Here is a 13,487-nt window from a genome sequence, read left to right as displayed (position 1 = left end):
CTTTATTCAGGTGATCAAGTCACTGGCGCAGGATTAAACAGCACCAAATCGTTATGAATTCCCAGTCGGTCGGCAGCGGCCTGTTGTCGGCCACTGGCCACCTCAAGAATGAGATGGAAAAGCTCCCAGCCCACCTCTTCAATGCTGGCCTCGCCAGTGGCAATCCGCCCCGCATCAAGATCAATGATGTCGTGCCAGCGTTTTCCCAGCGCTGAGTTGGTGGAAACTTTCAACACCGGCACCATAGACAGACCATACGGGGTACCCCGACCTGTGGTGAATACCTGCAGATTCATCCCCGCAGCTAGCTGGAGCGTGCCACAGATGAAATCGCTGGCCGGGGTGGCGGCAAAGGAGAGCCCCTTACGGCGCAGCCTTTCACCTGGGCCTATAACATCGACAATCGGCGAGTTGCCAGACTTGATCACCGAGCCCAGCGCCTTCTCAACGATATTGGAAAGCCCCCCTTTCTTGTTGCCCGGTGAGGTGTTGGCGCTACGATCCGCTTGGCCTTGAGCCAGGTAGTTGTCGTACCACGCCATCTGCTCAATCAGTGCCCTCCCCACCGCTTCGTCAATGGCGCGCGGGGTTAACAGATGGATAGCGTCGCGCACCTCGGTAACCTCTGAGAACATCACACTGCCCCCCGCCCGCACGATCAAGTCGGTTGCAAAGCCCACAGCGGGGTTAGCCGTCACCCCCGAAAAGGCATCGCTGCCGCCACACTGCATGCCGACGACGAGCTCGGACGCCGGGCAGGTTTCACGCTGGCGTCGATTGAGTCGCTCAAGGTGTCGTTCGGCCATGGCCAAAATACCCTCGACCATCTCGCCGAAGCCCTGAAAAGAGTCATCCTGAAGACTCAGTAAGTTGGCGTCCGGGTCAGCTGCCTCGGTGTTTTCATAAATTTTCACCGGTCGATCAGAAAGCAGTGTCGAGGGTTGCAGCTTCTCGCACCCCAAACCGATGATCATTATCTCGTTGCCGAAGTTGGGATTCAGGGCGATATTTTTAAGCGTTCGAATGGGCACAATAGCCGCAGGCGCATTAATGGCGACCCCACAACCATATGAGTGATTAAGCCCCACCACATCATCCACGTTGGGAAATCGCGGCAGCAGCTCGCGTTTGATCCGCTGCACGACGAAGTCGACGGTACCAGAGACACACTGCACGCTGGTGGTGATACCCAGTACATTTTTGGTGCCCACACTGCCGTCAGGATTACGAAAGCCCTCGAAGGTATACCCTTCAAGCGGCTCGGTTTTCGGTGCTGGCCGGGTCGCCAGCGGTAGATCCGCAAGCGGCGGTGGTGTTGGCATGTGCAAGTTGGTCTCGCTGACGTGGCCACCTCGGGGAATAGGCGTGGCCGCCGTACCGATCACTTCACCGTAGCGAATGATGCGCTCCCCCTCCGCCAGATCGACAAGGGCCACCTTATGCCCCTGGGGGACAGCCATTGTGGTGGTAACTTCTCCCTCAATGACGGCACCCTCAGCGAGACCGCCCGGCTCAACCACGATGGCGACATTATCGTTGGGGTGTATGCGAATCACGCGCGTATTAGTCGTTATCTGTTTCATGACCCTTTCCTGAGGCTGTGCGTGTACTGCCAGTTACCTGGGTCAGCTCCATTTTTTGCCTGGCGCGGGATTTGAAGCCCATGACGATGGCGAACATTACCGAGGCGACAATCAACCCCCACAGCACCATGGCGATGGGACTCTTGGTGAAAAAGATCGAGAAAGTGCCGAACGACTCCAGGCTCTTGACGAAGTAGACCTCGGCTTGGCTGCCCAAGATAAAGCCAATAATGAGCGGGGCCACTTCCAAACCAATTTTCTGCACCAGGTAGCCTAAAATGCCGAAAATAAGCAGCGTCCAGACGTCAAACATAATTCCGTAGTTGATGGCATAGGCCCCCACTACACACATCATCACAATGATGGGGAAGAGAATATGCTTTGGCACCATCACCACTTTGGCGATGTACTTAATGGCATAGAACATTAAGAAGAACATCACGATATTGGCGAACACCAAAGCCGTCATCATGACGTACCAGGTCTCGGTATTCTCAGGAATAAATAGCGGCCCTACCTGGATGCCCTGCAGGGTGAACGCACCGATCAACACAGCCGTCGTCGAGTCGCCAGGAATACCTAGCGATAGCAGTGGAATCAAAGCCCCACCGGTCAACGCATTATTGGCGGACTCCGAGGCAATAAGCCCCTGAGGCGCCCCTTTACCCATTTGCGATGAATCACGGGTTAAGTTTTTCTCTTGGGTATACGCCAGCACGGAGGCGGCACTGCCACCGACCCCAGGCAACATGCCAACGAAGGTGCCAATAAAGGACGAACGCACCAGGTTAGTCAGGCGACCGTTAAAGATCGAAAGTGAAAAGCCTGCTCCCTTGCTGAGTTTGATGCGCTGGTTAGCTAAATCACTCTTCGCCCCCTTTTCCGCCTCAAGCAGAATCGTGGAGATACCAAACACCCCGATCAGCACCGGCAGCAGGGAAAACCCTTCAAATAAGTAGGGTTCCATGAAGTCGAACATCAGCCGGGTTTTGCCATTGCCGCCGTCAGAGATGCTGTAGTCACCAATCAAGCTCAGCCAGATACCGATGACGCCGCTAAAGATGCCGATCAGCATGCTGCTAGAGAGCGAAGCAATGACACTCAGCGCTAACAAAATGATCAAAAACTTCTCTACATAGGAGAACTTGATCGAGAAATCGGCCAGCAGAGGCGCAAACAGGAAGAGGATAGCGGCGCTAACAAGGCCGCCGATCACTGAAGCGATGACGCATATTTTCAGTGCTTTCTCACCCTCACCCTTTTGAGCCATTGGGTAGCCATCAAAGGTGGTAGTAATGGAAGAGGGGGTACCGGGAATATTGAGCAGCACAGCGGGTACCATCCCGCCAGATATACCGCCCACATAGAGGCCAAGCAGCAGCGCTAAGCCATGATGTAAACCAAGGGCGTAAGTCAGCGGCAGGCAAACAGCGACTGCCATGGTGGCGGTCATGCCGGGGATAGCACCGAAGATGATGCCGACCAGAGCACCGAACCCGGCGAGTAAAAAGAAGGTTATATCGAGAAGGGAGAGGAATTCCATGGTGGCACTCGCTCCGGTCACGGTAAGGTGATAGTGAACAGCTTGGCGAGAACGAACCAGGCCAGACTAGGGGCGACGATGGCATTGACCACGACGATGGTAAGCGCCTTTTTCGTCCAGTCATGCAGATAGAGCAGTGACATCAGGAGAACGAAAACCATCGAAACCAGCAGGAAGCCATAGCCTGTGTAAGGGAACATATCGCCCACCACGGCCATGAAGTAAAAATACGCTGCGATCAAAACGAGCGTGCCAAAGAAGCGGAAATTATCCCTGGCCTCACCCAAAATGGGCATGGTGCGCTCTCCCCGTTTCACAGATGCCATGAAGGGAGCTACCTTCGTCACCAGAATCAGGGCAAACAGACCTGCCATGATCCAATGGATAATCCTCGGGAAGAACAGGTGGGAGGTCTCGAAATCGATAGAGACACTGAGCAGACTTGAAAGACCTGATTCCATAACAGCTCCGGGCATTAGCAGCAGATACCCTGCTGACTATTGTTCTTTCTATAGCGGTTCTATAGCGACTCATGCATAGGTGAGACACCCGCCGCCCACGCAGCGAGTGTCATACCCGTTACTGGATGTTGCTGATGATTTCTTCGTAGCGAGCCATTTTATCGGCAAGATACTCAGAGGCTTCATCAGAAGGCTTGAAGTTGGGGATAAAGAAGGCGTTTTTCTGAATTTCCTGTATTTCACCCTCTTCGTAGATCTCCGCTAGCGCTTCATCGATTTGCTCAACAATCGCCGGATCCATGTCTTTGTTGTAGAGGAAGAAGAACTCCTTATCGAACGTGAAGCTCTCGTCGTCTCCCATGGTGACGTGCACGTTCGGCTCTACATACTCCAGCAACTGCTCACGAGATGTCTGCCCAAGCCCCTCTTCCGGCGCCTGTTCAATAGTGTCTTGACGGGCCGTTAACCAGACAAAACGCATTGCTTTCTGGTCATCTTCAGGTAACCGCGTGTACTGCTCGTTAGCCTGCACGGTGCCATTAATCACGTCGGCTTGACCGTCAAACAGTTGCTGGTTCTTGTCGGATTGGGAGCCGGTGTTAACAGCTACCAGGTTATCCTCCTGTCCGGGATGCTCAATGGCGATGGCATTCTTCAGCGCACTGAAACCAATCTCAGAGACGCCGCCCGGCTGGATCGCCACACGCACGGTCTCGCCACTGCCTACTGCAGCGATGATGTCGTCAAGGGTCTCGTAGGGCGAATCTTTAGGCACCAGATAGGCATTGCCGGGGTTGATAGCAAGGGTTGGGCCAACGGTATATTTCTCAAAAATATCGTCGTAACCTTCTACACCATACAGATGACCAAGGTAGGACTGATCGTGGAAGATCATCAACGTATTGCCGCGAGAGTCCCGGTCGAGGGTGCGAAAAGCAGAGCTTGCGCCTACCGCGTCCACCTTCATGTTGAGATCCAGCTTTTCAGCTAGTTGATCCACCACAATGGTAGAGTTTTGATAAGTGTCGCCGCCGGTGGACGTTGAGCCGATGACCACGCGAATATTACCCCGCAACGGGCCATCCTGGGCCATTGCCACACCAGCGCTGATGCTCAACGTTGCCATCAGCGCTGCGGATCCAACACTTGTCATTATTTTTTTAGAAACGATCATACTTTCACCTCTTTCGCTCGTTGTTAAATTGTTATAGCTCAGTGGTTTAATGACTTAGTGAGTTGGCGCTTTATTACTATTTAACGCGATCGATCAGCTTTTTAAGCTCCTGACATTCCGCCTGGGTTGGCATTGACAGCGGCGCGCGAACACTGCCGGCGGGACGGCCAACAATGTCAGCGCCTGCTTTGATCAGGCTAACGGCATAGCCCGCTTTTCGATCCCGGAGATCCACGAAGGGAATAAAAAAGTCGTTAGTGATCTGTTTGACGACCTCTTTATTGCCCTTACGCAGCTCCTTGTAGAATTTCACCGCCATTTCCGGCACAAAGTTGAACACGGCCGACGAGTAGGTGTTCACGCCAATGGAGACATAAGCCTCGGCAAAAATTTCAGCTGTAGGCACGCCGCCGATATAGACCAAACGGTCACCGACGGTTTTGACAATTTTGTTGAGCGCCTGAATATCGCCTTTGCCATCTTTTAGCCCCACCAAGTTAGGGCAATGGTCGGCCAACTGCTGAACCGAGGAGGCGTTTAAAATGCCGTTGCCGCGGTTGTAATAAATCACGTTGACGGCGGTGGCATCACAAATCTGACGGGCATACTCCACCAGGCCATCCTGCGGGCACTCGGTAAGGTACGGCGGCATCAGCAGAATGCCATCAGCGCCCGATTCTTCGGCCGCTTTTGCAAAGGCCTTTCCGGCTTCAACGCTTAAGCCCGCGCTGGCAATGACGGGCAAGCGACCGTCGATTACTTCGACAGCGACGCGAACAATCTCGCGATACTCATCGAGTGACAGGTTAAAAAACTCCCCCGTGCCACCCGCGACGAAGACCGCCGAGATCTCGTGGCTGATGAACCACTCAAGCCGCTTGCGGTAGCTCGCTTCATCGAAACGACCTTGGCTATCGAAATCCGTAATCGGGAACGATAGCAGGCCATCGCCGATGGCTTTTGTTACAGCTTCTCTTGAAAACGTCACTTTGCGCCCTCTTTTAAAATGTGTTGGTCACAGGGTGAGCAGTCACCATTCGTTAGCCAACGACCTTATGTCATACATCATACAACCTAAAAGATAAGTATCCAGCTCATAGGGTGCAAGCAGAACCATCAAAACTTAAACCAAAGTAGCAGCCAAGCTCTATAAACCTGTTGAAGGTTAAAGGGCTTTAACTAGTCCCCAGCGAGCTCACAAACAGAACGCCAGAGCATGTCATCAAGCATAATCGTCCCCTCTCCGTATCGCTTGTCGGCGGTCGATTCGCCCGGCCAGCGCACTCTACGCCCCGGCTCGGCAGGCGTAGTAGCGGCCAGATGCGTCTGGATACCTTCGACAATGCTATCGCAGGCTTCTCGACCACCGAGTTGTTCAGGGTCAAAGACCATAAACACCTGACTACAACCGCCGCCACTGCCGCGCTGAACCTTATCAATGGTATGGCTAGGGCGTCCTTGAGCAAGTAGTGCCGCCAACGCATCCAATAGAATCGCCAACCCAGAGCCTTTCCAGTACCCGGTCGGCAGCAAGCGACGCGTCGCAGCGATCGCCGCAGGATCACGGCTCAACGCTCCACGCTCATCAAAACCACCGTCAACGGGCAAATGCTCGCCCTTCAACTGAGTCGTCTGTAGCTTCCCATAGGAAAACTGAGACATCGCCATATCGAGCACCAGAGGCCCGGTGCTATGCGGTACGGCCATCACCAACGGATTATTGCCAATCGATTGGGAAGCACCGCCCCAGGCAGGCATGCAAGACTCGGTATTGGTCCACATAATCGTAGCGAACCCTTGCTCAACCGCATGCCAACCATAGCTTCCGCCACGCATCCAGTGGGTTGTATCACGTAACGCCACCAGCCCCATACCGTGTTCACGCGCCAGTGCAATGGCCCGTTCTGTGGCATGGAGTGCGTTGACCACGCCTATTCCAAACCCTCCATCCAGCACCTCAATCGCCCCCAGCCGCTGGACAAGGCTTGGCTTAGCGTCGATATCGACCCAGCCCTTCCCAACGTACTCAATGAAACGCGGAACCCGCCCGATGCCATGCGAATGCACGCCGTCGCGGGTACTTTCAGCATGGATTCGCGCGCAGGTCTCAGCATCAGCGGGCTTTAGCCCCGCCTTCAAGAGTGATTTTTCAATCGTACTGCGCAACGTCTCAAAATCGATGTTAGCCATCACTTACCTCCACCATTAAAAAAGCCCACTCCGCGAGTGGGCTTCAACACCCCAGCCGCCTCGAATGGCGGTCATAGACTTCAAGCAGCGCCAGACGCCGTGCTTTGCTGTCGAGTACGGTAGTTCTGCCACAGTGTCAGCGCCAGTAACCCTAAGGCAATAACTAAAAAGGTAACGCTGATGGGCCGGGTAAAAAACGGTGTCCAATCACCACCGAAGGTCTGCAGCCCCCGCCTCAGATTAGATTCCGCTATCGGCCCCAGAATTAAACCCAGTATTACCGGAGCGGTTCCAAAGCCATATCGGTTGAGAAAATAGCCGAGCAAACCAAAAGCCAGCATTATGTAGAGGTTAAACACATCCCCATCAACTCCGTAAACACCGATAAAACAGAAAACAATGATAGACGATATCAACTGTTTTCTTGGCACTAGCAGTACACGAACAAACAACTTTATACCTAAACACATGATGATAAGCATGAAGAAGTTAGCGACTAAGTACGCTAAAAATATCCCGTAAATAATGCCACTCTGGCTTTCAAATAGCATCGGTCCCGGCGTAACGCCTTGAATCATTAGACCACCCAATAGAACAGCCGTCGCGGCCTCGCCAGGGATGCCCAGCGCAAGCGTAGGAATTAACGCCCCACCCAGCAAAGCATTGTTCGCGCTCTCAACAGAGACAATGCCAGCACCATGACCCTTACCAAACTTTTCAGGTGCTTTAGAAAAGCGTCGTGCTTGGTCATAGGCCACCAGTGAGGCGATACTGCCCCCAGCGCCAGGCACTGGGCCCACGACAGATCCAGACACGATACCGACGAGAAGGGCGCGCCAATTGCGCAGCGTTTCAATAAACCGCGGGCGTGCAATATCGATCTTATGGGGGCTATTCTGAAGTTTATTGGAGGGGTCATATTCGAAGGCATCTTTCAGCACTTGTGACACAGCAAATAACCCAATCAGCGCCGGTAAAAGGTTAATCCCGGTCAATAAAGAAAGCTGTCCAAACGTAAAACGGTCGACCCCCGCAATAGGATCTGTACCGATGGTAGAACAGAAGAAACCTATTAGGCCTGCAATCAAACCTTTAAGGAGGGACTTGCCCGCAACAGAAGCAATAATGACTAGCCCGAAAATGCTCAGCGAGAAATACTCCGCAGCACCAAATCGCAATGCAAACTCAGCGATGGGGGGTGCGAGAAGACTTAACACCACCATACTGGCGACACCGCCAAAGAAAGAGGCAACAATGGCCAGCCCCAGGGCTCTCCCCGCTTCCCCTTTTTGAGCCATTGGAAAGCCATCGAACGTCGTCGCGACCGAGGATGGCGTCCCTGGAATATTCAACAAGATGGCGGGTATCGAGCCACTGGCACCGGCACCACACAGGGTACCCAGCAGCATACCAATACCCATCACAGGCGGCATTCCAAAGGTTACCGGCAACAACAGAGCTATCGCCATGGCCGATGTTAGGCCAGGCAGCACCCCCATGATGATGCCAAGAAAGGTTCCCCCAGCGATTGCCAGTAATGTTCCGAATTGAAAGACTAATCCCAAACCTTCCATATATCCCATCAGCATCACACTTCTCCTTCATCAATTCGGTAGCGGGATATTGAACAGTTCGGTAAATACATAATAAATAACCAATGACAATATGATCGAGAAAATTGCATAAGCTGCCAAGTTTCGCAGTTTACGACTATTGCTTAACTTCTGGAATTCACCACTAACTACAACAAGGAAAACGACATTAAAGAAGCAAAATAGCGCTGTGCTTACGAGATACCCCAGCCGCTCGAACAAATTGATATAAACAATAATCAAAGCCACGATGGTCAACCATTGCAAAATGCCTTTCTTTGAAGCAGTGGCATTAAGTGCTGTTTCGGCTTTCCGCACTCGCCTTGCAACAAGCCATTCGTAAGCATCACGTATTAAGCAAGGCACCGCACATACAAAAATCAAACCAGAGATCAACTTTGGAAAAGTAGCGGGGGTAAGCCCCCCCGCCATGCTGACTGCTGGCAGCGTAGTGGCCATATAAAACCCAATTGCCGATGCCACCACAAGAAACAGATCAAAGATCGGTTTACCTATATCCTTTACCATCAGTCATTAACTCCTCAATTCTCTTCAACTGCCAAATCTCCAGCACTTTCTTTCATCACTTCAGCAGATTCAGCGATAAACGCCTCTAGCTCATCTCCATACAGCGGTACAATATCCAAGCCCAGATTCGAGGCAGTCTCTTCGAAGGAGCCTTCCTCGACAATTTCTTTAATGGCGTTGATCCACGCTTCTTTAGCCTCTTCCGGTAGGCCATCAGGGCCCGCGATGCCGCGCCATACTGTCAGAGACAGGTCGTAGCCTTCCTCTTGGAAAGTAGGGACATCGGGCAGTGACTCGCTACGCTCTTCATAAGACATACCCAAGGCTTTCAGACGACCTGACGCTAACGCCGAGCGAAGTTCCGCTCCACCTAGCACCACGGCATCCACGTGCCCGCCCATAGCCGCGGAAATGGTCTCAGAACCGCCGGGATAGGGAATGAAGTTGAAATCGACTTCTGCGGTATCAGCAAATGCCACCGCCGCGATGTGAGCTGATGACCCTACACCCGAAACGCCAACTTGCACCGAGGTGCCTTCCTTCGCAGCCTCGACCATAGCGTCCAAGTCGGCGTATTCACTGTCTTCACCGACAGCGATGACATAGGGCTCTTCAAGAATCTTGGCGACAAAATCAAAATCTTCGTAGGTAAAGTCGACATTGCCCAACGCCTCCAAGGTCAGCAGTGCGTTACTGGCGGCAGCTAAGGTGTAGCCATCGGCATCTGATGCCTGAGCACGCGTCAGCCCCACAGCGCCGCCGCCGCCCGAGATATTGCGGATAACCAAGTTGGTATCGAGCTTTTCTTCCAGTAGCGGCTGTAGTGCGCGAACGAAGGTATCGTTACCGCCGCCGGCTGAGAAAGGCACGATCATGTCGATGTTTTTCTCAGGATATTCGGCAAATGCACCGCCGCTGGCCAGCATCGCTGACGCAATAGATAAATTGAGTACTAGTTTATTCATTGTAATGTCCTTATTTGTCACATTTAGGGGATTCGCTCAGCGCACCAACGCTGGCTTTTTCGGATCAAACTTCCAGTTATCTATCAAATACTGCATTGCCATTGCATCATCCCGAGCACCAGCAGGCAGTGAACGATAAAGCTCATTGGCCTTCTCGATTTGCACCATATCGATCTCTACGCCCAGCCCCGGCGCATCAGTGACGGCTACCTTGCCACCCGCAATCTCCGGCGGATTGCGAGTCAGGCGCGCGTCGCCCTCCTGCCATATCCAGTGGGTATCAAGCGCGGTGGTGCGCCCCACGGCGGCGGCCCCCACCTGGGCGAACATGGCCAAAGAAATATCAAAATGGTTGTTGGAGTGGGAGCCCCAGGTCATACCATGATCCTGGCAGAGCTGGGAGACACGTACGGCACCGGAAAGTGTCCAGAAGTGCGGGTCGGCTAATGGAATATCGACTGAGCGCAGCATCAGCGCGTGGGCCATTTCCCGCCAATTGGTGGCTACCATGTTGGTGGCGACAGGCAACCCGGTGGCATGGCGAAACTCAGCTAAAATCTCGCGACCGGAGAAACCTTGTTCCGCCCCACAAGGATCTTCGGCGTAGGCGATTACACCGTGAAGATCCTTGCATAATCGGATCGCCTCTTCGAGCGACCAGGCGCCGTTGGGGTCAATGGTCGTGCGCGCATCCGGAAACGCCTTGTGCAGCGCCGTGACGGCCGCTATTTCTTGCTCACCAGCCAGCGCCCCGCCTTTTAGCTTAAAGTCTTTAAAGCCGTAGCGATCATGCGCCGCCAGAGCGAGCTCAACAATGTGCTGAGGGGTCATGGCCGCCTCGTCGCGCAAACGGTACCAGTCGTGATCCAAGCCCTCGGTGCCCCGGCGGAAATCCAACGGCGTGGCGTGCCCATCGCCGATAAAGAACAAGTACCCCAGCACATCAACGCTGTCACGCTGCTTGCCGTTGCCTAGGAGTTCTGCCACCGGCACTCCCAGAAATTTCCCCATCAAATCAAGTAACGCAGCCTCAAGCGCGGCAACCGCATTGATACGCAGCTCGAAGGTCCAGGAGCCTTTACCGAAGTCTTCAAAATCGGCACTCCTGCCGGCATTGTGCAGCGAAGCAATCATGGAGCGCATTTTTCCAATTGATTGCCCAATTACCCGCTCTCGCGACTGCTCAAGAGACGTTTGAATCGTCTCACCACCGGGAGCTTCGCCCACCCCCACATTACCGTGGCTATCTTTGAGAATAACCAGGTTGCGGGTAAAATACGGCGAGTGCGCTCCACCGATATTGAGTAACATGCTATCGCGCCCTGCCACGGGAATGACCTGCATCTCGGTTATCGTGGGAGTGTCGTGGCTCGACATAAACAATTCTCCAGTAAGCAGCCTTAGCGCGTAGATCAGCATCCCGTTCATGACTACATAAATATTTTATGCAGCCTTATATGTCATACATCATACAAGCAAGAAGATAAGTAGCGTGGCTTTAAGACGCAAGCAGAAGAGGTGGAATTTAAACCAAAGTAGCACTCACCGGTTTGACTGCCAGCGATTTACGAACAATCTATTAAAAACCATAAGCCACTGATTTTAAATGTCTTTAAATTTCAACCACCCAGTCTGGCTTAAACAGCTCTGGCGTAAACTCATAAGGGTATCCACCGGGGTTAGCAATAATACGCGTTCCGTTAAGCAGAATATCCACGGGCTCGTGGACATGCCCATGCACCCATACATCCATCTTTCCCATAAGATGAGGCAAATTGGAGGCAAACGCGGGGGATAACGCGTCGCCCAGATATTGATCAGGAATACAGTCGTGTAGCGGGGCGTGGTGGCTAACTACCACTTTTGGGCCATCAAATGGCTGGGACAGTTCGCCTTCAAGCCAAGCGAGTGCTTCAGCGTGCACCTGCTGACTTGCCTGGGGTGTGAACGTTACCCCGGGCGAAGTTTGAACGATTTTAAAATCGGGCATGTAGCGTAGCGCCTTGGACTCCGTATCGGCGGGGTTTTGAGTTGGATCACCGGCGTATAACGCAAAATCAGTCCATAGCGTAGTGCCGTAAAAGCGTACGCCATTGAGGGTAACGGCACGATTATCCAGCAGTTCAATATCGAGCCGCTCGGCTTCGAGCGCCAGCTCCTCACGTAAAAGCGGTATGCAGGTACCGTAAAATTCATGGTTACCGGGCACATAGATAATAGGCGTGTCTGTAAACTGGTGGCGCGCCCAGGCAAGCCCTTCGCTCTTACGGTGAATATCCCCTGCCAGAACCACGACATCGGCCTCCACCTCAGGCAGCTCGCGGTCACCGTCAAAAAACTCCAGGTGCAGATCAGACAAAATACGCAAACGCATAGGGCTCTCCATAGCAAATCCCTAATTAAACTACCCTAACCAATCCTACTCAGCCTAAGACACTTTGTCGCACAACGACGGTGTTATACCAAGAAATGCTGCACCGCAACAAAAATAAGCTATAATGGAGGTGTAGTCCCAATAGGAGGACCGCACAATGACTTTTTTAATAACCCCCCCTGCACGCGATAATGAAGTTCTAGAGTTCTGGAGCTTGCATGCTCAATGGCATCGTGCCGCAGTCGAAGCGCTGAAAGCCTATTTAGGCTAATTCAGGTCTTTTGCACCCTTTTAGACCAAAGATAATCACCGAAGCCGGAATAATTTCCGGCTTTTTTATGACTATGAAAACCTTTTCCATTCAAAGACCTAATATCGTTATAACGCCATTTGTAAGCCACAGCTTACGGAAAATGGCAAATCACCTACATCGTTAGGACTAGCCCTTCGCAAATAAAGCTCTTAATATCTCACCACAGCTTCATTGCTGCTTTGCACAACACAAGCTGTGTACAACATGCGCTTTTTACGGCATGAGCTTTTACAACATCATTTTTACAACAAGGTCTCACCACATTCTCTGATCCCCTGAAAGAGGAATAAACGCCATGCAACACTTAGTCAACCCAGCACAAGCGTTAGCAGCTGATGTTATGGAAGTGTGGGCGAAACGCGCTTTGCAGCAGCGCGCGGCACTTGACGCCATTAAGGCTTATCTGCGTTAAACATATAGAACCCGCATGCTGCTTCAGCTCCATACAACGCCTCGTTTACAAGAGGCGTTTTTTTAGCCTTACAGCCAGCTGATTTGGCAATTTCGGCTTTCAATTAAGCGACGCTCCTCGTAAAGATGCATCGCTTTAATGTTCCCTACCGCTACGATTAATAACACTTTGTGCATTTTTAAAGCGGTAACAATCCGCGCAATGTCTAGCGGAGTATTGACTTTAAGTGCAGCGTTTCGATGTTCGTAGTCAATCCCTATAAGCTAATTTTCGATAAAGTATGGAGTTATATAAAGGATTAGGCTAATATTAGTTCGGCTAATAAAGGCGCAATACTCAACGTGCAGACTCT

General features: G+C 52.4%; 11 protein-coding genes. All 11 read right to left on the bottom strand.

What is annotated here, in order from left to right; translation table 11 throughout:
• Positions 1 to 14: 14 nt before the first annotated feature.
• Complete coding sequence (gene garD, locus OM794_RS04815) at positions 15 to 1,583, bottom strand: galactarate dehydratase (protein WP_265154314.1); 1,569 nt, start codon at positions 1,581 to 1,583, stop codon at positions 15 to 17.
• Positions 1,564 to 3,126 (bottom strand): tripartite tricarboxylate transporter permease, encoded by a 1,563-nt coding sequence (locus OM794_RS04810; protein ID WP_226248134.1) that lies wholly within the window; start codon positions 3,124 to 3,126, stop codon positions 1,564 to 1,566. Before OM794_RS04810 ends, garD begins: the two co-directional genes overlap by 20 nt.
• Before the next feature lie 17 nt (positions 3,127 to 3,143).
• The gene (locus OM794_RS04805) at positions 3,144 to 3,587 is read right to left on the bottom strand and encodes a tripartite tricarboxylate transporter TctB family protein (RefSeq protein WP_265154313.1); all 444 of its coding nucleotides are present in this window, start codon (positions 3,585 to 3,587) and stop codon (positions 3,144 to 3,146) included.
• Positions 3,588 to 3,705: 118 nt separating this feature from the next.
• Positions 3,706 to 4,761, bottom strand: coding sequence for an ABC transporter substrate-binding protein (locus tag OM794_RS04800; protein WP_226248131.1), 1,056 nt, complete (start codon positions 4,759 to 4,761; stop codon positions 3,706 to 3,708).
• A gap of 76 nt (positions 4,762 to 4,837) precedes the next feature.
• A complete protein-coding gene (kdgD, locus tag OM794_RS04795) occupies positions 4,838 to 5,749 on the bottom strand; it encodes a 5-dehydro-4-deoxyglucarate dehydratase (protein WP_226248129.1) in 912 nt (303 codons plus the stop codon).
• 191 nt (positions 5,750 to 5,940) lie between these two features.
• Positions 5,941 to 6,951: a 3-dehydro-L-gulonate 2-dehydrogenase gene (gene yiaK / locus OM794_RS04790; RefSeq protein WP_226248126.1), complete on the bottom strand. Its 1,011-nt coding sequence runs from the start codon at positions 6,949 to 6,951 to the stop codon at positions 5,941 to 5,943.
• An 80-nt stretch (positions 6,952 to 7,031) separates the two neighbouring features.
• Complete coding sequence (locus OM794_RS04785) at positions 7,032 to 8,540, bottom strand: tripartite tricarboxylate transporter permease (protein ID WP_226248124.1); 1,509 nt, start codon at positions 8,538 to 8,540, stop codon at positions 7,032 to 7,034.
• Positions 8,541 to 8,555: 15 nt separating this feature from the next.
• Positions 8,556 to 9,071 (bottom strand): tripartite tricarboxylate transporter TctB family protein, encoded by a 516-nt coding sequence (locus OM794_RS04780; RefSeq protein WP_226248121.1) that lies wholly within the window; start codon positions 9,069 to 9,071, stop codon positions 8,556 to 8,558.
• A gap of 14 nt (positions 9,072 to 9,085) precedes the next feature.
• Positions 9,086 to 10,036, bottom strand: coding sequence for a tripartite tricarboxylate transporter substrate binding protein (locus tag OM794_RS04775; protein WP_226248119.1), 951 nt, complete (start codon positions 10,034 to 10,036; stop codon positions 9,086 to 9,088).
• A gap of 36 nt (positions 10,037 to 10,072) precedes the next feature.
• Entirely contained in the window at positions 10,073 to 11,413 is a 1,341-nt protein-coding gene (locus OM794_RS04770; RefSeq protein WP_226248117.1) for a glucarate dehydratase family protein, read from the bottom strand.
• A gap of 235 nt (positions 11,414 to 11,648) precedes the next feature.
• Entirely contained in the window at positions 11,649 to 12,410 is a 762-nt protein-coding gene (locus OM794_RS04765) for a metallophosphoesterase (RefSeq protein ID WP_226248115.1), read from the bottom strand.
• Positions 12,411 to 13,487: the final 1,077 nt, after the last annotated feature.

The sequence above is a fragment of the Halomonas sp. BDJS001 genome (genome assembly GCF_026104355.1).
In the GTDB taxonomy this organism is placed as follows: Bacteria; Pseudomonadota; Gammaproteobacteria; order Pseudomonadales; family Halomonadaceae; genus Vreelandella.
The sequence above is the reverse complement of the archived record's forward strand: the minus strand, read 5'-3'. Positions and strand labels throughout refer to the sequence as shown.